This is a genomic window from Clostridium algifaecis (genome assembly GCF_017874415.1).
In the GTDB taxonomy this organism is placed as follows: domain Bacteria; phylum Bacillota; class Clostridia; order Clostridiales; family Clostridiaceae; genus Clostridium_B; species Clostridium_B algifaecis.
The window spans coordinates 1-21,639 of record NZ_JAGGLM010000018.1 but is presented as its reverse complement, the minus strand read 5'-3'; the positions used below and the strand labels follow the sequence as shown (position 1 = coordinate 21,639).

21 protein-coding genes and 1 riboswitch are annotated in these 21,639 nt (G+C 30.0%); of the genes, 8 read left to right on the top strand and 13 right to left on the bottom strand.

Annotated features, from left to right (window positions below; genetic code table 11):
- Positions 1–1,233, bottom strand: a complete 1,233-nt coding sequence (locus J2Z42_RS11510; protein WP_209702923.1) for a M16 family metallopeptidase — start codon at positions 1,231–1,233, stop codon at positions 1–3.
- A 151-nt stretch (positions 1,234–1,384) separates the two neighbouring features.
- Here J2Z42_RS11510 and J2Z42_RS11505 point away from each other — a divergent pair, with 151 nt between their 5' ends.
- Together J2Z42_RS11505 and J2Z42_RS11500 are read left to right on the top strand one after the other, a co-directional pair.
- Positions 1,385–2,965, top strand: a complete 1,581-nt coding sequence (locus tag J2Z42_RS11505; protein WP_209702922.1) for a DEAD/DEAH box helicase — start codon at positions 1,385–1,387, stop codon at positions 2,963–2,965.
- Between the two features lie 124 nt (positions 2,966–3,089).
- Complete coding sequence (locus tag J2Z42_RS11500) at positions 3,090–3,659, top strand: flavin reductase family protein (RefSeq protein ID WP_209702921.1); 570 nt, start codon at positions 3,090–3,092, stop codon at positions 3,657–3,659.
- A gap of 1 nt (position 3,660) precedes the next feature.
- Here J2Z42_RS11500 and J2Z42_RS11495 read toward each other — a convergent pair whose 3' ends face one another.
- Entirely contained in the window at positions 3,661–4,128 is a 468-nt protein-coding gene (locus J2Z42_RS11495; RefSeq protein ID WP_209702920.1) for a YbaK/EbsC family protein, read from the bottom strand.
- Between the two features lie 87 nt (positions 4,129–4,215).
- Positions 4,216–4,320: riboswitch (SAM riboswitch) on the bottom strand.
- 38 nt (positions 4,321–4,358) lie between these two features.
- A complete protein-coding gene (locus J2Z42_RS11490; RefSeq protein WP_209702919.1) occupies positions 4,359–6,101 on the bottom strand; it encodes a phosphoenolpyruvate carboxykinase in 1,743 nt (580 codons plus the stop codon).
- 174 nt (positions 6,102–6,275) lie between these two features.
- On the opposite strand from J2Z42_RS11490, the gene greA reads away from it, so the two are divergent.
- The 3 genes from greA to J2Z42_RS11475 all read left to right on the top strand — a co-directional run bounded on the left by greA (position 6,276) and on the right by J2Z42_RS11475 (position 8,621).
- Positions 6,276–6,740, top strand: a complete 465-nt coding sequence (greA, locus tag J2Z42_RS11485; protein WP_209702918.1) for a transcription elongation factor GreA — start codon at positions 6,276–6,278, stop codon at positions 6,738–6,740.
- Positions 6,741–6,990: 250 nt separating this feature from the next.
- Positions 6,991–7,839 (top strand): YitT family protein, encoded by an 849-nt coding sequence (locus J2Z42_RS11480; protein WP_209702917.1) that lies wholly within the window; start codon positions 6,991–6,993, stop codon positions 7,837–7,839.
- A 137-nt stretch (positions 7,840–7,976) separates the two neighbouring features.
- Positions 7,977–8,621, top strand: a complete 645-nt coding sequence (locus J2Z42_RS11475) for an undecaprenyl diphosphate synthase family protein (protein ID WP_209702916.1) — start codon at positions 7,977–7,979, stop codon at positions 8,619–8,621.
- 150 nt (positions 8,622–8,771) lie between these two features.
- Here J2Z42_RS11475 and J2Z42_RS11470 read toward each other — a convergent pair whose 3' ends face one another.
- Positions 8,772–9,305 (bottom strand): PocR ligand-binding domain-containing protein, encoded by a 534-nt coding sequence (locus tag J2Z42_RS11470; protein ID WP_209702915.1) that lies wholly within the window; start codon positions 9,303–9,305, stop codon positions 8,772–8,774.
- Positions 9,306–9,475: 170 nt separating this feature from the next.
- Between J2Z42_RS11470 and J2Z42_RS11465 the strand changes: the two genes are divergently transcribed.
- Positions 9,476–9,637, top strand: a complete 162-nt coding sequence (locus J2Z42_RS11465; protein WP_209702914.1) for a CDIF630_02480 family spore surface protein — start codon at positions 9,476–9,478, stop codon at positions 9,635–9,637.
- 94 nt (positions 9,638–9,731) lie between these two features.
- On the opposite strand, the gene nifJ is transcribed toward J2Z42_RS11465, so the two are convergent.
- Positions 9,732–13,277, bottom strand: coding sequence for a pyruvate:ferredoxin (flavodoxin) oxidoreductase (nifJ, locus tag J2Z42_RS11460; protein ID WP_209702913.1), 3,546 nt, complete (start codon positions 13,275–13,277; stop codon positions 9,732–9,734).
- Between the two features lie 322 nt (positions 13,278–13,599).
- Between nifJ and J2Z42_RS11455 the strand changes: the two genes are divergently transcribed.
- On the top strand, positions 13,600–14,523 hold the full coding sequence (locus J2Z42_RS11455; RefSeq protein WP_209702912.1) for a cation diffusion facilitator family transporter: 924 nt from the start codon (positions 13,600–13,602) through the stop codon (positions 14,521–14,523).
- 35 nt (positions 14,524–14,558) lie between these two features.
- Here J2Z42_RS11455 and J2Z42_RS11450 read toward each other — a convergent pair whose 3' ends face one another.
- The 8 genes from J2Z42_RS11450 to J2Z42_RS11415 form a co-directional block, all read right to left on the bottom strand.
- The gene (locus tag J2Z42_RS11450) at positions 14,559–14,756 is read right to left on the bottom strand and encodes a DUF1858 domain-containing protein (protein ID WP_209702911.1); all 198 of its coding nucleotides are present in this window, start codon (positions 14,754–14,756) and stop codon (positions 14,559–14,561) included.
- A 146-nt stretch (positions 14,757–14,902) separates the two neighbouring features.
- On the bottom strand, positions 14,903–15,949 hold the full coding sequence (locus J2Z42_RS11445) for an FAD:protein FMN transferase (protein WP_209702910.1): 1,047 nt from the start codon (positions 15,947–15,949) through the stop codon (positions 14,903–14,905).
- 97 nt (positions 15,950–16,046) lie between these two features.
- Positions 16,047–16,595, bottom strand: a complete 549-nt coding sequence (gene cobU / locus J2Z42_RS11440) for a bifunctional adenosylcobinamide kinase/adenosylcobinamide-phosphate guanylyltransferase (protein ID WP_209702909.1) — start codon at positions 16,593–16,595, stop codon at positions 16,047–16,049.
- Positions 16,596–16,626: 31 nt separating this feature from the next.
- Positions 16,627–17,391 carry an adenosylcobinamide-GDP ribazoletransferase gene (gene cobS, locus J2Z42_RS11435; protein WP_209702908.1) on the bottom strand — a complete coding sequence of 255 codons (765 nt, stop codon included), beginning with the start codon at positions 17,389–17,391 and terminating at the stop codon, positions 16,627–16,629.
- A gap of 42 nt (positions 17,392–17,433) precedes the next feature.
- Positions 17,434–18,033 (bottom strand): alpha-ribazole phosphatase, encoded by a 600-nt coding sequence (cobC, locus tag J2Z42_RS11430; protein ID WP_209702907.1) that lies wholly within the window; start codon positions 18,031–18,033, stop codon positions 17,434–17,436.
- A gap of 199 nt (positions 18,034–18,232) precedes the next feature.
- Entirely contained in the window at positions 18,233–19,117 is an 885-nt protein-coding gene (gene hslO / locus J2Z42_RS11425) for an Hsp33 family molecular chaperone HslO (protein WP_209702906.1), read from the bottom strand.
- Position 19,118: 1 nt separating this feature from the next.
- Positions 19,119–19,868: a class I SAM-dependent DNA methyltransferase gene (locus J2Z42_RS11420; protein WP_209702905.1), complete on the bottom strand. Its 750-nt coding sequence runs from the start codon at positions 19,866–19,868 to the stop codon at positions 19,119–19,121.
- Between the two features lie 18 nt (positions 19,869–19,886).
- A complete protein-coding gene (locus J2Z42_RS11415) occupies positions 19,887–20,150 on the bottom strand; it encodes an alpha/beta-type small acid-soluble spore protein (RefSeq protein WP_209702904.1) in 264 nt (87 codons plus the stop codon).
- Between the two features lie 331 nt (positions 20,151–20,481).
- Between J2Z42_RS11415 and J2Z42_RS11410 the strand changes: the two genes are divergently transcribed.
- Positions 20,482–21,474 (top strand): aspartate-semialdehyde dehydrogenase, encoded by a 993-nt coding sequence (locus J2Z42_RS11410; RefSeq protein ID WP_209702903.1) that lies wholly within the window; start codon positions 20,482–20,484, stop codon positions 21,472–21,474.
- Positions 21,475–21,639 lie beyond the last annotated feature (165 nt).

The following is a 21,639-nucleotide window of genomic DNA, read 5'->3' as shown; positions in this document are numbered from 1 at the left end:
TTATTTATGTTTTTTCAAAATATAAATGGTAGGATCATTAAACACCTTTCTTGCCACTTCATATATAGTTGTATTTTTAATATTTTCAATTTCCTTCATATCTTCATTAAATTTAAATATACTCTGTCCTTCAATACATTGGGTAAGTACATAATTTCCAATATCCGTGCTGTCCTCAAGTGTAAATACTACAGCTGTTTTTAGAGATTTTTTCATGATATCAATGCTTTTATCGTCAAATGTTATTTTTTCATCTTTTATATCCTGAATGCATTTTAAAATTATATTTATAGTATTATCTATATTTTCTTCACTTACAGCTGTGTATATATATATTGTTTTTATATTTTCCGTTAAATCCAAGTCAGTATATATATCATACGTAAACCCTTTTTCTTCTCTTAACTTTCTAAACAATATTGAATTTGGACTTTCTCCTAATTTATGATTTAATATTCTAAGTGCCAGTTCCTCTTTTTTATTGAGTCCACAAATTGTATATAAAAATACTATACTATTCTGTTCAATATCCCTTCTATATGAAGTTTTTATGCAGGGTAAATTATTTTCAGGTTGAATTTTTCTTTTTTCAAACTTTTTGTATTCCCAGCTTTTAAAGTATTTTAAAATCAAATTCAAAACATATTCATGTTCATATGATGATACAACTGATATAACACAGTTATTAGGTACATAATAATTATGATAAAACTCAAGTAAATCTTTCCTTGTAAAACTATTTACAGTCTTTTCGCTTCCACATATATCATATTTAAGTGGACTATTTTTAAATGCAATCTCATTTATCTTTCTAAAGCTAAACTGCTCTATATCATCATTGCCCGCTTTTATTTCAGACAATATAACTTTCCTTTCTTTTTCAATTTCGTGTTCATCAAATTTAGAATTAAGCACCATATCAGAAAGAAGTTCTATTGACTTTTCTAATTCTTCACCTAAACTTGTAATACTATACACTGTAGATGTATTTTCAGTATATGCATTATATTCTCCGCCCAAATTTTCAAGATCCTCATTTAATGTTTCATTACTTCTTGATTTAGTTCCTTTAAAAAGCATATGCTCTATAAAATGAGATATCCCTTTTTCCTGTAAGCTTTCATATATTGATCCCATTTTTATTCCAACATGCAGAGCCGCAATCTGTGTATCCTTTTTTATAGTAATAAGTTTTATTCCATTTGATAAAACCTTCTCTACTGCATCAAACATATATTTCTCTCCTAATGAATTTTAAGTAATAATACGAATTTTTATAATTATAACAATTATATCATAGTTTAGTGAATAAAGTTTGATATTATTATAATACTATGTTATGATAGGATTTGTTTTGTAATATAAAAAAGAAAGAGGAATTTTAATGAGTAATATTAATTTCAGCAATTTAAATTTGCACCCCAAAGTGCTTCAATCTATAGATGCTATGGGATTTGAGGAGCCATCCCAAATTCAGGCGGAATCCATACCTGTAATATTAGAAGGACATGATGTAATAGGTCAGGCACAAACAGGTACAGGTAAAACTCTTGCCTTTGGTGCTCCAATGTTAAGTAAAATAAACAACGACAGAAAAAATATATCGGCACTTATACTTACTCCTACAAGAGAACTTGCAATTCAGGTAAATGATGAATTAAGCAAGATTGCAAAGTTCAGGAAAGTACGTCTTATGCCAATATACGGAGGACAGCCAATTGACAGACAAATAAGATCACTTAAAAGTGGTGTAGATGTAGTAGTTGGTACTCCAGGTAGAATTCTCGATCACATAAGCAGGAAAACTATAGATTTAAGTAAAATACAATTTTTAATAATAGATGAAGCAGATGAAATGCTGGATATGGGTTTTATAGATGATATAGAAGATATTATTAAAAAAGTCAATTCAGATAGACAGACTCTACTGTTTTCAGCTACAATGCCAGATCAGATAAATAAATTAGCCTCAAAATATATGAGCAAAGATGTAAAAATCATCAAAATTGAAAAAAATACTTTGACTGTAGAAAAAATAAAACAGTATTATTATGAAATAAAGCACAAGGATAGATTTGAATCACTTTGCAGGATATTAGACGTAGATGAACCTTCAAGTGCTATAATATTTTGTAAAACAAAAAGAGGCGTGGATGAATTAGTAGAATCTATGCAGGCTAGAGGTTACAGCGTAGAAGGTATGCACGGAGATATGAGTCAAAACCAGAGACTTGGCACTCTCAGAAAGTTTAAAAACGGTAGTTTGGATTTTCTAGTTGCTACAGATGTAGCTGCAAGAGGTATAGATGTAGAAAATGTAACTCACGTTATAAATTATGATCTTCCACAAGATACGGAATATTATGTTCATAGAATTGGAAGAACTGGCCGAGCAAATAAAGAGGGAATAGCTTATTCACTTGTAACACCAAGGGAATACATACTTTTAAAACAAATAGAAAAATATACAAAGAGCAAAATAAAAAGAAAAGAGATACCTACAATAGATGATATATTTGAAGCAAAATACAAACATATCTCTGAAAAGATAAGAACTACTCTTTCTGAAAATAACTTTAAAAATTTCATTCCAATAGCTACAGAGCTTGATGAAGAGTATAACCTGGTGGATGTAGCTGCTGCGCTTATGAAAATGCTTTTTGAAAATGAAATAAGTTTTGATTATAAAGAAAACTCTTTAAACACAAATGTAGATCAGGAAATACGATTATTTTTATCCATAGGACGACTTGATAATATAACTCCAAGAAAGCTAATTAAGTTTATACATGAAACTTCATCCATTGAAGCCCATGAAATTGGAGATATTGATATATTAAATAAATTTACTTTTATAAATGTATCGGAGAGTGTAGCTTCTGTTATATTAAAGAAAACAAATGGAAAGAAATTTCAGGGAAGACGTGTTTCTGTAGAAGTTGCTAAAAGCAAAAAGAAAAAATAAGTAATACCATGAGAAAACTCCTTAATTCAAACTATAACATTGTGAATTTTCTCATGTATAATAACCCACAAATAAGTTTTTTGTGGGTACTATTATTGTAGAATTTGAGGGAGTGAACACTTTTATGAAAAAAATATCTTTTAAAGGAAGCTGTATGCTAAATCCTGTACCAGCTGTACTCGTAACTTCAAAAAGTAAAAGTGGAAAAGTAAATGTATTTACCGTGGCCTGGATAGGAACAATATGTACAAAACCGCCTATGATATCAATATCCATAAGACCGGAAAGATTATCATATAAATACATTAAAGAAACTGGAGAATTTATTGTAAACCTCCCTAATGTATCTATGACAAAGACTCTTGATTTTTGTGGAGTTAAATCTGGAAAAGACATCGACAAAATAAAGCACTGCAAACTAACTTTAAAAAACAGCTCCAAAATAAATGTTCCCTACATTGAAAATTGTCCTGTAAATTTGGAATGCAAGGTTAAAAATATAATTCATCTTGGAAGCCATGATCTTTTTATATCTGAAGTGTTGTCTGTAAATGTTAATGAAAACCTCATAGACAAAAGCGGTAAAATTCATCTTGAGAAAGCAGGACTTTTGTGTTATTCCCACGGCGAATATTTTGAAATTTCATCAAAGCCAGAAGGTAAATTTGGTTACTCAATTAGAAAGAAAAAATAGTTTACTCAGGATCTTTACATACATCAACCCACTGTGCATTAGTTAAATTGTACATTTCATCAGGTGAAATTTTTAAAGCATAATCCCTGGATCCTGCTGCAGGGTATACATAATCAAAATCTTTTATGGAAATATCCACATAAATCTTAATTTCATTTTTTAATCCAAAAGGACATAATCCTCCTACTGGATGGCCTATCTCATTTAATACTTTATCATGATCTACCATCTTTGCTTTAATCCTGAAAAGATCTTTAAACTTTCTATTGCTGACTTTAAGATCACCGCGTACAACTATAAGTATATCTTCATCTTTCAATTTAAATGCCAATGTTTTTGCTATGTACTTAGGCTCAATCTGCAATGTTTCTGCCGCCTCATCTACTGTCGCACCACTAGCCTGCAATTTAAAAACCGGATTTTCAATATTCCTATCATTAAAATATTTTACCACATTCTCTACACTCATTTTAATACCTCCATTTATTTTTTGTTCAATATTTCAAATAAAAAAAATCTTCCTGTAAATAGATACAGGAAGTTGCATACTTTTATCCTCTTATCTATCAGGCAAAGTATACCTGCTGGAATTAGCACCTTAAATTATATTTTAGGTTGCTGGACATCATAGGGCCAGTCCCTCAGTCTCTCGTGATAAGAACTCTTTTCAATTGTACAATAATGATATCAGAATAACTTTTATTTGTCAATATTTCTGATCTCTTCTAAAAGTTTTATTGCAGCTCTTTTAGGACCATCTTTTTCTTTGCCAGGTATACCAAGTCTTGTCCTAAGTTGTCCAACCTTTATTCCGTTTTCAAAGAATTTCTTAAAATATCTATTTAATAGTTTTTCCGTATCTTCAGATTTTTGGGCAGGTCCAAAAGGATTTGCAAAGTAAGTCCTGACAAGCCCTTTTTCAGTAGTTGTACCTTTGGCAACTCTTGCTCCTTCTCTGAATACAGATATAGCTTCACTATAGGATTCAAAAAATTCCAGTTCACTTCCATCTTCATAATTATTTGCATATAAGAACAAATTAACAGGATAACCTTTTGTTATTTCATCATAACTTGATACCGGAACGACAAGCCTTGCATTTATTTTATCCGGATTCATAAATATACTCCTATCTATTTCTCTGAAAGCATATCCTGTATCCAAATCATCCAATCTCACAAAAGCTCCTATTTCAGTTCCATAAGATAGTATTTCATCATCAGCATTAAGTCTTATAGTTCCCATATCATCAAATATTACTTTCATATCACTTATATAATTATCTCCAAGCTCTCTAAATGCTTCAAGGCTCTCAGATTTTCCTGCCCCACTATCTCCCATTATAATTATATTAGCCGTTTTTTTATCTTTAGTCACTATATTTACCATAGCTCCATGAATAGGAAGATATCCTCTCTTTATCATTATAAGATTGTGAAGTGTGAGAGTCATTTTTTTCATATACCCAAAATAATCTATATTTTCATTGTAATTTATATACCCTAACATTATACCGTTTTCAGTATCATCATAAAAAACAGTTTTCATTTTTTCGCAGCTATCTTTCATGCCAAATACATATACTATATCAGGTTTTCTATTTTCGTACTCATCTTCTTTTGCTATCTGAAATAAATTACACATTGTAACTCCATGTGCCATGAAATCCCTGTGAAAATATATATAAGCTAGCAGGTCACCTACTTTAGCAGGGTAACAAAACCAATGATTTACATTTATATTACAACCTTTAATAGGATTTTCAAAACATTCACTAAACATGCCATCTCTAGTATTTTTTTTAGGATATATTATAAATGGAGGATCAATCATTATTGATTTAATAAATGGTACATTTTCAAGACATTTGTAATCTTTAGGGCATGGCCATTTTACAGTATTTAATATTAGGCCTGCATTTCCGCCTGCCGGCAATTGTCTATATATTTGTGGTTTACAGTTCAAAATATTTTCTTCTATCTTTCTATACGTATACAGAATAAGTTGTGAAAATCTATTATTTGCTTCTATAAAACTTACATTTTGAAATCCTTCACCTGGTTTGTTATCCTGTATAATAGTATACCTTTCAATCTTTCTCCAGAATTTATAAAAATCTTCTATAAATAATATAAAGCTATCTTTTTTTAAAAATAAATCCTTGTACTTCAAATTTAATTTTTCAATATCTTCCGATTTAAATACCATAAGTAATTTAAATACGTTTATTATTGATTTCATTAATATTTCAACTTCATCGATTTTTGTACCTCCATAGATGTATTCATATACTGCAGTATCCTTATATTTTATTTTTTTTAAATATTTCAAAAGAACTGCCTTGAAAGTAGAACTTTCAAATAATTTTTCTGGAGTATCACAATACTTTGCAGTAAGATTAATCATTACTTTACCATTTTTTAAATAAAATTCTTTTTGCATAATTCTCCTCCCCCTAAAACAATTAATTTGCCCTTTAATGTATATTATAAATATAATAGTATAAATTAACAGCAAATTCAATTAATCTACTTAATTAATTTCTTGTATTATTACACCAGTAATACTATAATAATATAGTAACTAAAGTACGATAATATAAGTAGGTGAATTTTTATGCAGAACATAATATTAACAGAATCAGGTAAGAAAAAATTAGAAGATGAACTTGAATATTTAAAAACAGTTAAACGAGTAGAAATTAAAGCTGCTCTTAAATCTGCCCGTGCACAAGGTGATCTTAGTGAAAATGCAGACTATAGTGCTGCTAAAGATGACCAATCCATGACTGAAACTAGAATACAGGAATTAGAAAATCAACTTAAAAATGCTGTAATAATAGAAAGTTCAGATGATGCAGACATATTTGATATAAACAAAACTGCATTGGTAAAGTTTTATGATATAGGTGATACAGAAGAGGTTACGCTTGTAAGTTCTGTAGAAGCAGATGCAAAAAATATGAAAATAAGCATAGAATCTCCTCTCGGAAAAGCACTATTTAAATTGAGAATAGGTGAAAAAGCAACAGTAGAATCTCCTGATGGGAACTATGATGTAGAAGTTGAAAAATTATTGTAGGCAAATTCACTCCATGATACAGGAGTGAATTTGTTTTATATATGGATATATTGACATATTAATATTTAAGATTATATAATATGATTGTAGTTGTTAAAAGACGTTCATGCATTTTTAACTGCATGTATGAGAGCATATATAAATCTAAGAAATATTTCACTTGGATTTTATGTGCTTTTTTTAGTTTAACATATATTATTTAGTAAAAACTAATATATAATAAATTTTGTAAAATGGGAGGGAATTTTGTTTGAAAAAAAATATATATGATATATTAATATTAATATTTGCTTGTTTTTTAGTCGCTTTCGGAACTTATTTTTTTCTTGCCCCCTGCAATATAGCAGCTGGGGGCATAAGTGGTGCAGCTATAATTGTAAATAGTATTTTTCCTTCTATACCTATAGGATTATTTATGATGTTTGTTGAAATATTCCTTTTTATAATTGGTATTATAATAATAGGCCCCGTTTTTGGCGGAAAAACTATATTTTGTAGTTTTTCAATTTCGGGCATGATACTTGTAATGCAGAAAGTATATCCCGTAGTAAAGCCCTTCAGCAAGGATACTTTAATGCAATTGATATTTGGAATACTCATATGTGGTGCAGGAATGGGAATTGTATTCAATAAAAACGCATCTACAGGTGGAACAGATATAATAGGTAAGATAATAAATAAATACACAAAAATAAGTATAGGAAAATGTGTACTTATTCCAGATATTATAGTGGTTACAGCAGCCTCCATTGTGTTTGGAATAGATAAAGGTATGTATTCAATTTTAGGTATACTTTTAAATGCTACAATTATAGACAGAGTCATTTTGACTTTAAATACATACAAACACGTAGCTATAATAAGCTCTAATGGTACAGATATAAAAAATTACATAGTAGATGTCCTTGATAGAAGTGCAACCATATACTATGCCAAAGGTGCTTATAAAAATAATGATAATGAAGTTATAACTACTGTACTCAACAGGAAAGAATTTCTTAAATTAAAAGAATATATAGTAAAAGTTGATGATAGGGCCTTTATCACTGTAAATGAGGTAAACGAAGTCCTTGGAGAAGGATTTTCAAGTATACTATAATAATTAAATTATTACAGCATTAATTTTTTTATTAAAATTTGATATAATAGGATATAATAGAATATAATAGAATATAAAGTTAATATAATATTAATGAATACTTTGAGTTAGCATTCACTAAAGAGGAGGACTAACTTATGAAAATTCCAAAACATATAGGTATAATTCCTGATGGAAACAGACGTTGGGCAGTAAAAAATGGTATGAGTAAAGAAAATGGTTACATATCAGGGCTGAAGCCAGGTATGGAAATATTTAATATCTGTCAAAAGTTAGGAGTACAGGAATTAACTTATTACGGATTTACAACTGATAATACTAAAAGACCTCAAGTGCAAAGAAAAGCTTTTACTGATGCATGTATAAAAGCAGTAAAATTATTATCAAAGAAAAATGCTTCACTTTTAGTAGTTGGAAATTCAGATTCGCCTATGTTTCCAAAAGAACTTTTTCCTTATACTAATAGAAAGAACTTTGGAAATGGTGGTATGAAAATTAACTTCCTTGTCAACTATGGTTGGGATTGGGATTTAAAAAACATGGCTAACTCTGGTGCATCAAACAGAAATTCAATTATATCGAACTTAAATTCCTATGATATAAGTAGAATTGATCTTATAATACGCTGGGGTGGAAGAAGGAGATTGAGTGGGTTCCTTCCAGTTCAATCAGTTTATTCTGATTTCTACATAGTAGATGATTACTGGCCAGATTTCAAGCCTTCCCATTTATTAGATGCTTTAAATTGGTACAACAAGCAGGATATAACTCTTGGAGGTTAGCTGCATAAAATGCTCTAAGTAAAATAACATAAATTGAGTGTAATAAAAATAAGTAACTTTTTACTACACTCAATCTTATAGAATATCTTAACATTATCTTTACAGATTCTTATGTACTTTTCTGCTATTTAGCTTTATATACTCTTCCAATCACATTAAGTTAAGTTTTGACTTCATAACAGATTCGTTCAAGATTATATTAATTAAAGAAATCACAGCTTCAACTTTATCATAATCAATATATGGAGTATCCCAGAAATCTTTTAAGAAATCAGGATCTTTTACCCATGATTTAAAATTACAATTTAAATTTTCGGTGCGCTTGAGCTTGTCATTTTTTGTTCTAACTTTTCCAAATGTAATTGCTCCAACATAATTATCATTTACAATAATAGGAAAAACAACCTCTAATAAACCTGCATGACATATAAAAATATAAGGTTTCTGTGATGAAGACGCTTGCATGGCTGCATTTACAATCGCAGCATGACATAAAATCCTACCTTTTGGGGTATTTATCATTCTTTTGCAAAATTTGCACATATTATAACAATCATTTATAGAATTTCCCTTAAAATCTATTGCACTATAAGTAAATTTAGTGACTTTGCTCAATGTATTCTGTATTTCTTTTAATAAATTAATATTTAATATATCATTTAAATCTAAACTTCTACTATCCAAAAAAACACCCCTCTATAACTACTTACATAACCAATTAAGTTAATATAATAAAATCTAAGTTAATTTTACCATATTTTTTTGAATTAATAAATTGATAGCAGAACTATTATAAATTTTCTACTCATATATTAAAAATTTTTGAAAATAATATATGTAGAGGTGATATAGAAATGCCAAATAATAAAAAATCTCATAAAAAAATTTCTATTGAGAATCATGAAACTGCTGCTTTTGCAAACATAAAAAAAGTAAAGCCCGTAACAAATGTACCTATAACAGGTGAGTTTTCAGCAAGCAATGCTAAAGACTGGGTAGACGAAAATGAAAAATAATATATTATAAATATGCTATTTTTAAAAAGGACTATTTTCCTATAGGAATCACTTTCTATATGGAAACAGTCCTTCTTATTTATTACTTTTTATTTTAATATTTTATTTCTGATAATTTTTTGTATATTTCGTATCTTTCCTTGGCATTTTTTTCAGCTAGATTAAATAATTCATCTGCCTTCTGAGGGAATATTTTCTTTAGAGATGAATATCTTATTTCTCCTTCTATATGATCTCTAAAAGAAGTTTTTGGTTCTTTAGAATCCAATATAAATGGATTTTTTCCCTCAAGCTTCAATGTAGGATTAAATCTATAGAGCTGCCAGTATCCAGCATCTACTGCTTTTTTCTCTTGAGCTATACTTGTTCCCATGCCAGTCTTTATACCATGATTTATACATGGAGCATACGCTATTATAAGAGATGGACCTTTATAACTTTCTGCTTCAGCTATAGCTTTAAGTGCATGGTTCATATTAGATCCAAGTGATATCTGTGCTACATACACATATCCATAGCTCATGGCCATAAGTCCAAGATCCTTCTTTTTAATTTTCTTGCCTTGTGCTGCAAATTTTGCAACCGCACCAGTCTGAGTTGATTTAGATGACTGCCCTCCTGTGTTTGAATAAACTTCTGTATCCATAACAAATAAATTTACATCATCTCCTGATGCAATAACATGATCAAGTCCGCCAAAACCAATATCATAAGCCCATCCATCTCCACCTAATATCCATTGGGACTTCTTAACTAAAAAATCTTTTTTATCCATTATTTCTTTTAGTATGGCATTATTTTTGTAATCTCCATAAGACAAAATTGAATCTATAACTTTCTTCGATGACAATTTAGAAAGGTTGCCCTCTTCCATAGTATTTATCCATTCATTAAATGCCTCTATTACACTTCCTGCTTCACTTCTTTCTTTAGAGTTTTCAATATAACAAAGCATAATCCTTCGTATTCTTTCTCTCATATGTTTTACAGCTAAAAACATCCCATATCCATATTCAGCATTGTCTTCAAATAAGGAATTTCCCCAGGAAGGTCCTTTTCCTTCGCTATTTTTTGTATAAGCAATGGATGGTGCACTGGCAGACCATATGGAAGAACATCCTGTAGCATTCGCTATCATCATCCTCTCCCCAAATAACTGTGTAAGAAGCTTTACATATGGAGTTTCGCCGCATCCCGGGCAAGCACCATTAAATTCCAAAAGTGGAGTTACAAACTGACTTCCCTTTAAAGTATTTCTATCAATCAAATCTTCTTTCTTCTCAAGGCTTAAAGCATAATCCCAATTTTTACACTCGACATCCACCTGTTCTTCCCATGGTTTCATAATAAGTGCCTTTCCAGGTGCAGGACAAATATCAGCACAGTTCCCACATCCAGTACAGTCCATAGGGCTTACCTGTATTTTAAAATTAAGATTTTCAAGTCCCTTTCCAACCGCTTTTTTGCTCTTGAAACCATCTGGTGAATTTTTAACTTCTTGTTCATTTAAAAGGAAAGATCTTATAGTTGCATGAGGACATACATATGAACATTGATTACATTGTATGCATTTGTCAATTTGCCATTCTGGAACAGTCACAGCTATCCCTCTCTTTTCATAAGCTGTTGTACCAACAGGATAAGTTCCATCCGGCATATTCAAAAATGCACTTACGGGAAGTGTATCTCCCTTATCCTTTGACATTGGCAGCTGAATTTTTTTAACAAATTCAGGCTCCTGTGTATTATTGGAAATGTTTTTATCTTCATTGCAGTTTATCCACTCTGCCGGAACATTTACTTTTTTGACTGCATCTATTCCCATATCTACAGCTTTTCTATTCATTTGAACTACTTTCTCGCCTTTTCTTCCATAAGTTTTTTCTATAGAATCCTTTAAATACCTAACTGCATCATCAATTGGAATTACTTTAGCAAGTTTAAAAAATGCTGATTGCATTATCATATTTATTCTTCCACCAAGGCCTATCTCCCTGGCAATTTTAACTCCATCTAATATATAGAAATTTATATTGTTTTCTGCAATGTATTTTTTCATAGAGGAAGGAAGATTATCATCCAGTTCATCTTCATTCCAATTGCAGTTTAAAAGAAAAGTTCCATTCTTTTTAAGTCCATATAATATATCATAGTTATATATAAAAGATTTATTATGGCAGGCAATGTAATCGGCATTATGTACTAAATAAGGAGATTTTATCGGACTTTTTCCAAACCTTAAATGGGATACGGTAGTCCCTCCAGATTTTTTGCTGTCATAAGAAAAATATGCCTGGGCATACAATTCAGTATTGTCCCCTATTATTTTTACAGCAGATTTGTTTGCACCTACCGTTCCGTCTGACCCAAGCCCCCAGAATTTGCAGCTTATAGTTCCTTTAGGCGTAGTTTCAATTCTCTCACCTTCTGCAAGAGACATGTTTGTAACATCATCTATTATTCCAATTGTAAAACGCTTCTTTGGGGTATTTGATTTCATATTTTCAAATACTGACAATATGTTAGAAGGTGTAGTATCTTTTGAACCAAGTCCATACCTTCCTCCAAATATTTCAGGTCTTTTTTCTTTATCATAAAATATTTTACAAACATCTAGATACATTGGTTCTCCAACAGAACCTGGCTCTTTTGTTCTATCAAGAACAGAAACTTTCTTGACTGTAACAGGAAGTACATTTAAAAAATATTTCTCACAAAATGGTCTATAGAGATGAACTTTTATGCATCCTACTTTTTCACCTTTCTCAACCAAATAATCAACTGTTTCTTCTATGGTATCGCATACGGAACCCATTGCAACTATTACGTTTTCAGCATCTTTTGCGCCATAGTATTCAAAAGGTTTGTAATTTTTGCCCGTTATACTATTTATATCATTCATATAACCATCAACTATATCAGGCACCATGTCATAAAATTTATTTGATACTTCTCTGCCTTGAAAATATATATCCGGATTTTGAGCCGTTCCTTTAACTGTAGGATGTTCAGGATTAAGTGCTCTTTTTCTAAATTCGCATATTGCATCATAATCAACCATCTTTTTTACATCATCATAATCTATAACCTGTATTTTCTGATATTCATGAGAAGTCCTAAATCCATCAAAAAAATGTAGAAATGGCACTCTTGCCTTTATAGCACTTAGATGAGCTACAAATCCAAGGTCCATAGCTTCCTGCACATTAGACGATGCCAAAAGTGCAAAACCAGTCTGCCTGCAGGCCATTACATCCTGATGATCTCCAAATATGGAAAGTGCATGGGTTGCCAGTGCACGTGCACTTACATGGAATACTCCAGGAAGATGCTCTCCTGCTATTTTATACATATTAGGAATCATTAAAAGCAATCCCTGGGATGCAGTATAAGTTGTAGTTAACGCACCTGCTGAAAGTGAACCATGTACAGCACCTGCAGCACCCGCCTCAGACTGCATTTCAGTAACTTTAACAGTATCACCGAATATATTCTTCTTGCCTTTTGACGCCCATTCATCTACTGCTTCCGCCATAGGAGTAGATGGTGTAATTGGATATATTGCAGCTACTTCTGTAAAAGCATAAGATGCATAGGCTGCTGCTTCATTTCCATCCATTGTTTTCATTTTTTTTGTCATAATATAATTTCCTCCTTTTATTTTCAATAATCTACCTTTTACTATTATTTGAAATATATAAATTATCATACATAAAACTTTGATTAACTTTTTATATAAAATCACACAATTGATTATTATAATATACTATAATTATGTAAAATTATATTGACATAATAATTGATAATATATACAATTGATATACATTTTAGGTTAGTGTCTATTATCAATTGATAATATATTTCATATCTATTTTCTATTGACTTATGTGATATATTGAACTATTATAGTATGTGTTATGCTTTATCATTTGATAAAGTTTTGATTATTAGGAGATGTTAATATGAATGAAAAAACAAAAGTCGCAAGTCTATCTATACTGTCTAACAGCAGTTTAATAACTATGAAATTAATAGTTGGTATTATCACAGGTTCAGTTAGTATTATATCTGAAGCCATACATTCTACCATAGATTTGGCAGCTTCTTTAATATCATTTTTTTCTGTTAAAATATCATCTAAACCAGCAGATGCAGAACACCCTTATGGTCATGGCAAATTTGAAGATGTGTCTGGTGTTATAGAAGCTATTCTTATTTTTATAGCTTCTATATGGATAATAGCAGAAGCTGTAGATAAATTGATTTTTCCAAAACACATAAATCCATCAAGTACCGGATTTATTGTAATGTTTGTATCATCCTTTATAAATTTTCTTGTATCTAGGAAATTATATAAGGTTGCAAAAGAAAAAGATTCTATGGCCCTTGAGGCAGATGCACTACATTTAAAAACAGATGTTTATACTTCGCTTGGCGTTGGTATAGGTCTTTTTTTAATATGGATTACCAAATTAGAATATCTCGATCCTGTAATAGCTATACTTGTATCGCTATTTATTTTAAAAGAAGCTTTTAGTCTTTTAAAATCAGCTTTTGCTCCTCTTGTGGATGTAAAATTATCTGATAACGAAATTAAAACCATAAAATATATAATAACTAAATACAATTCCGGTTTTTGCGGATTTCACAGACTGAGGACAAGAAAATCAGGAGATAAAAGATATGTAGATCTCCATCTCGTGTTTCCTCAAGATATGCATGTAAAAGATGCACATGATATATGTGATAAAATTGAAAATAAATTATCGAAATGTATTAAAAATACAGAGACCATGATCCACATAGAATCCTGCAACAACGATTGTTCAAATTGTAAATTTAAAGAAATATCAGCTTGTAAAAATGAAGTTAAAAAAAGTGGATAAGCTACTGTAATGTAGTTTATCCATTTTAGTCAATGTTAAACTGGTTCTGAATTTAATGCTTTAATTAATTCATCAACATTTATGCCATGTACCATAGCAGCTTCCTCTACAGTTTCACCTAATGATGATGGACAGCCAATACATCCCATTCCAAAATTCATAAGTGTCTCTGCATATGCAGGATTAATTCTTATTACTTCTCCAATAGTCATATCCTTACTGACTTTAGCCATAGTATACAACCTCATTTCTGTTTAATATTATATTTGCTAAAATATATTTTACAAATACATATATTATAATAATACTAAATTTGTAGTATATCAAGTAAAAAGGCAATAAAAGTATACAATATTAATCTACTATTATAAACCTACCATTAATTCATCAGTTTATAACTGGAATCTACTATCTTAAAATTATTTTTAAGTCCACTTGTTATATATACTTTTTTGTCTTTAGTTATAAATATAGCTTGTAGATTAGGCACTTTTTTTACATAATTTATTCCCTTGTCAATGCCCATATAAAATATATTTTTTGTCATAGCATCTGCATTTATTGAAACATCTGTAATTAAAGTTACACTAGCTAAATTATTGTCCATAGGATATCCTGTAAATGGATTCAATATGTGATGATATATTTTTCCGTCCTTTTTAAAATATCTTTCATATATTCCAGAGGTTACTACTGTTTTATTTGTAACTTCAATAGATGCTAATACATTTCCCCTTGTCTGGAAGGGATCTTGTATGCCTATCTTCCATGGGTCACCATCAGGATTGCTATTAAGTGTCAAAATATTTCCACCTAAATTTATGATAGCATGTTTCACTCCATTTTCTTTAAGTATTCTAGCAGCTTCATCTGCAGCATAACCTTTTGCTATACCGCCCAGGTCCAATGACATACCTTTTCTTTTAAGCATAACTTTTTTATTCTTTTCATCCAATAATAAATCCCTATAATTTATAAGTGACTTCTTATTGTCGATCTCATTCTGTCCCGGCAGTCTGGCATTGTCCGTTCCAATGCCCCAAAGCTTCACAAGTGGTCCAACAGTTATATCAAAAGCTCCTCCTGATTGTTCTGAATAATATTTACCTTTTTTTAAAACATAAAATGTATCATCTGATACCTTAACATAATTCTTTCCTGCAGCATCCGCTACTGCATCAAGTTCAGTTCCCGTTTTATTGACACTCATTTTGTTTTCAATTTGTTTTACTCTTGCAAAAGCCTTATCAATAACATCCTCAGATTTGTCGTCATATACTGTTATAGTACATATTGTACCAAGCATATATTCTGTCTTTGAAATAGGGTCCTGTTGTTTTTTTAATCCACATCCATACAAAGGCAATATGGTTAATATTAAAAAAGCAATTAAAAAAATATGTGTTTTATTTACCGATTTTCTCATAGTTTATCCTCTTTTTAAAATATAAGTTTTAGTTTTATACGCTAATTAAAATTTCATCTATAATAATACTACAATAATTTAATTTTGGGAACAAAATCTATTTCAATCTAAGTGGTATACCACAGAAAACTACGTATACCTTCTCACTATTATCTGCTATAAGCTGATTTACCCTGCCAAGTATATCTGAAAATATCCTTCCAAGTCTGTATTCAGGCACCAAACTCATACCAACCTCATTTGTAATAATTATCACATCTCCAAAACCGTGTTTTACTGCTGAAACTATATCTTTAATTTCACTTAAAATTTTGTACTCCAATTCTTTAACTTCATCTGATGTAATTCGATCAAAATTTTTTTTACTATCGAACATTATATTAGTAACAAGTGTTCCTATACATTCCAGCAATATATACTTGTATTTTGATTTTTTAATTACTTTCGCCAGATTATTATACCCTTCATAAGTATGCCAGCTGTGATTCCTATGTAACTTATGAATTTCTATTCTTTTTTTCATGTCGTCATCTGTAGCTAAAGCAGTCGCTATATAAAGAACACTTGTCTGATTTGTGATCATATTCTCCGCGAACTTGCTTTTTCCACTTCTACTTCCACCGGTTATAAGAGTTAATTTCCCCATAGTCTCATCTCCCTCTCACTTTGCAATAAGTTTATTTAAGCATAATTGCAGATATTAAAATAAGTACCAGTATCTCTACAATTTCATTATTCGCCCCAAGCAAGTCACCAGTTAATCCACCAATTTTTTTATTGCAATATAAATTAAAGACAAATGACATTAAAATTGCTGAAATTATTAATATGACTGAATACCTTGGATTCATAACAACTACAAATAGTAAAATTACAATAGTAATCATTAAACCTATCATAAATTGAACTATTTTTACATTGCCGATAAATAGATTTCCTGTACCTGTATCCTTAGCCGTCTTTCCAATAGTAATTATAAATAAAGTAGATAATCTTGATATTACAGGTGCTGCTATTATAGCTACAGAAAATCTAGGAACTATATAATAAAGTAAATTGTACTTAAAAAAAATATCCATAATAATAGCTATACAGGAAAATGTCCCTACTCTGCTGTCTTTCATTATTTCTATTATCTTGTCCTTGCCATTTCCTTTAAATGCAAAAAAGCCATCACACATATCTCCAAGTCCATCCATATGCATGGCTCCAGTCAATATTATACCAATTAAAATAATAATAAGTACGCATATATTTATAGGAAGAAAGTATTCAACAGCTTTATAGCAAAGCCACTGGATTCCACCAATCAAAAGTCCTATTGCAGGCATAAATATAGAACCCCATTTGAAATTTTCGCTTTCGCAATTTAAATTTTTATTTATACTAATCCTTGTCAAAAATTGAATCATCAGCAAGAAATTATTTATTATTTTCTTCAATCATCAGACCTTCTCCCGGTAAAAATTATTAGCAGAATTTTTTCATAAAATATTATCTAAATGTATTATACTATCAATATACAAATTATTGTACTCATATTTTATAATTGATATATCTCCATTTTGAGATGCAAATTTCCAGAATAAATCCACATTATTATTTAAAACATAGCAATATATTGATTTTATAACTCCAGCATGAGTTACTACCAATATATTCTCATTTTTTAATGTTAATAAATAATCCATGAATTCTTTTACCCTTAAATAAAATTGGGTATAACTTTCACCATCAGGCGGTGAGGCATTTTTCCAATCATTACACCAATTTTTCCATTCTTCCGGATATAACTTTTCTATATCTTTATAATTTTTTCCTTCGAATTTTCCCATATCCATTTCATCTATTCTATTATCAACTATAAATCTTTTAGCATTGCCATTTACAATTATAGATGCTGTTTGCAAGCTTCTCTTTTTCGTACTTAAAAATATACTATCAAACTCAATTTTTTTAAGCATTATGGATGCTTTTTTTGCCTGAGATATACCTTTATGTGTTAAATCTTCATCAATTTTTCCATAATATAACTTCTTATTATTTGCTTCAGTTTCACCATGTCTTACAAAATATAAATTCATAACTTTCCTCCACAATATACTCTATACTCTTGTAGATATTAAAATTAATAAAAAATAAGAGCAGTTATTCTGCCCTTAAAATGAATTGGAAACGAACATATTTTTTTATTGATTAACATACTTATTTTAACACAACAAGGTTAAAAATCAAGTGATTTTGCCTAAATACAACAACACTTTAACCATATTAATATTTTGTTTACTTTTCTGCATATTTTAATATTTCCCCAATTTGTTCATGTGTAAATTTATAGCTTTTATTGCAAAAATCACATTTTAATTCTTCAGTTTTTCCGTCTTCGTATATCTCATGCAAATCTTTAGCTCCTATACTGATAAGTGCCTTTTCTACCCTTTCTCTTGAACAGTCACATTTATAAATTGGCTTAATTTCATCCAATATGTTTACATCTATTCCTTCAAAAATATTCTTTATTATATCTTGGGCATCCATTCCTTTATCTATCATATTTGTTACAGAAGAGATATTTTTAAGTTTATTTTGCAATAAATCAGCAGCACCTTCTTCTGCATCTGGCATCATCTGGATTATAAATCCTCCTGCCGCTTTTATAGTAAGATCTCTATCCACAAGTACACCAACACCGACTGCAGAAGGTGTCTGCTCTGATACAGTAAAATAATAAGCAAGATCATCACCAATTTCTCCTGTAACTATAGGTACCTGACCAACATAAGGCTCTTTTAATCCCATATCCTTTATTACTACAAGATTACCATTCAATCCTATTGCACCACCTACATCCAATTTTCCCCTACTATTAGGAGGCAAATCTACATTAGGATTACCTATATAACCTTTCACATGTCCATCAGAATAGCCTACCACAATTACACCTTTTGCATCTCCTCCACCTGATATCTTTATAGTTAAACTGTCCTTCTCGGATTTAAGCATAGTTCCCATTAAGCTTCCTGCTGTAAGCATTCTTCCAAGAGCTGCCGAAGCCGTAGGCATACATTTATGTATTTTAACTGCCTCATTCACCAAATTTGTAGTTGTAGCAGAAATTATTCTAATACTATCATTTTTTGCCATAGCTCGTACTATTTTATCTTCCATTTTATCTATTGTCTCCTTTATTTAAGATATAAACTATCCTTTGAGAATTTTGAACAGGTGCTTTATCCTCATAATTATCTAATTTATCTAATATGTTAAAACCACATTTTTCAAGAATATCTTCCATGCGGCTGCACTTATATGCTCGTTCTCTATGCTGTTCATCAAATCTTCTATACATATCACCCTCCCTTATAAAAAAAGTAAGATACATATCCACAATTTCATCTTCCAGACTATTATCCCATATATAAGTTATATTCTCATCATCATAGTCATATATATTATTTCCAAGTATTTCAGTCAATTTGTAATATGAATTTATATCAAATATAAATATACCATCCGTTTTTAAATGCTTTGAAACTCTGTTAAAATATTCCAAAAGATCATTTTCACTAAGTATATAATTTGTGGAATCAAGACAGCATGTTATTAAATCAAATTTTCTATTTAAATTCAATTTAATCATATTCTGACACACCAATTTAACATTTAATCCTTTTTTCCTGAATTTTGCCTCTGCTTCTGTGAGCATATCACTCGATAAATCCACGCACCAACATATATCGAAATTTGAAGCTATTTCTTCTGTTAAATTTCCAGTTCCACATCCTATATCCAAATACTCTCTTTTGTTTATATTATATTTTTTGCAAAGCTCAATAATCTTCCCGGACCAACCTTTATAATCAACATCCTTATTTATTAAATCATCATATATATATGCAAAATTGTTATAACAATTCATATTTTTACCTTTATAAAATCATTTATCCTTTCTTTCATTTTCAAGTATAATTTCATTTTTAGGTATGTTAAGCTGTTTTTTTCTTTTGGCCATTATACCTCCAATTCTTCCAGTTTCCTCAGCAGTTAAACCGCTCCATCCATATCTATCCACTTTTTCTTTAAGACCTAGTTCTTCGGATATCTCATATTTTAATTTTTCTCTCAACTTTTCAGCCTCTGTCAACTCTCTGTTAGACTTTAGTTTTGCTTTTATCACTTTTTTCAAAGGTGTCTTTGACATATAAAGCCCTCCCCTCTTTTTATAATTATTTTTTCCTGAAAAGCAAGATTTATACCCACATTTAATTTAATTACTAACTTTTAATATATTTTATCACAATTACTGTTTTTGTAAAATAATAATACAGAACTGGAATTTTGACTTTTTTTTTTCATCAATACTGATATTATAATTTTTTCCTTGCATAATGCTTATTAGCACATATAATAATATGCTAATATATTATTCTAAAAAATCTTTAACTTACTTACCATTTTTCAAATTTTTAGTGTACAATATTTAGTATATTTATAAATATTATTGCGTTAAATTATACAAGGAGTGATTATTAATGAAATTCAACGTAGCTGTAGTTGGATCTACAGGAATGGTAGGAAGAACATTTTTAAAAGTATTAGATGAAAGAAATTTTCCAATAGAAAATTTATATTTATATGCTTCTTCCAGATCTGCAGGCAAAAAGTTAAAATTTAGGAATGTTGATTATACTGTAGAAGAATTAAAAGAGGATAATATAAAAAATAAAAAAATAGATATAGCATTATTTTCTGCTGGTGCTGGTGTAAGCAAAGAGTATGCTCCTATATTTGCACAATATGGTGCTACTGTAATTGATAATAGCAGTTGCTGGAGAATGGATAAAGAAATCCCTCTTGTAGTACCGGAAGTAAATCCTGAAGATATAAAATGGAATAAAGGAATAATTGCAAATCCTAATTGTTCAACTATACAAGCTATGGTTGCTCTAAAGCCTCTACAGGATAAATACGGAATAAAAAGAATAGTATATTCCACTTATCAAGCTGTATCAGGAGCTGGAGTTGGAGGATACAATGATCTTCTAAACGGTTATAAGAAAGAGGCTCCTAAAAAATTTCCTTATGCTATAGCTGGAAATATACTTCCACATATAGATGTATTTTTAGATAACGGATATACTAAAGAAGAAATGAAAATGGTAAATGAAACAAGAAAAATTCTTCACGACGATAATATGAAAATAACTGCTACCACAGCACGAGTTCCAGTTTTTTATGGTCATAGTGAAAGTATAAATATAGAATTTGAAAAGAGCTTTGAAATTGAAGATATATTCAAACTTTATAAAAACACAGAAGGAATCATATTAAAAGATGATGTTAAAAACCTTGTATATCCTATGCCAATAGAAGCTGAAGGTCATGACGAAGTTTACGTTGGAAGAATAAGGCGTGATTTTAGTATAGAAAATGGCTTGAATATATGGGTAGTAGCTGATAATATAAGAAAGGGCGCTGCTTCAAATGCAGTAGAAATAGCAGAATGTATCATAAAAGATAAATAATAATATAATAATTGTATAATTAATATATTATTTATAAATCAAAATGAGGTGTTTTTATGAGTTTGTTTAGTGGTTCGGGAGTTGCACTTATAACACCATTTAAAGATGGTGCAGTAAATTTTGAAAAGCTGGAAGAACTTCTGGATTGGCATATAGAGTCAGGTA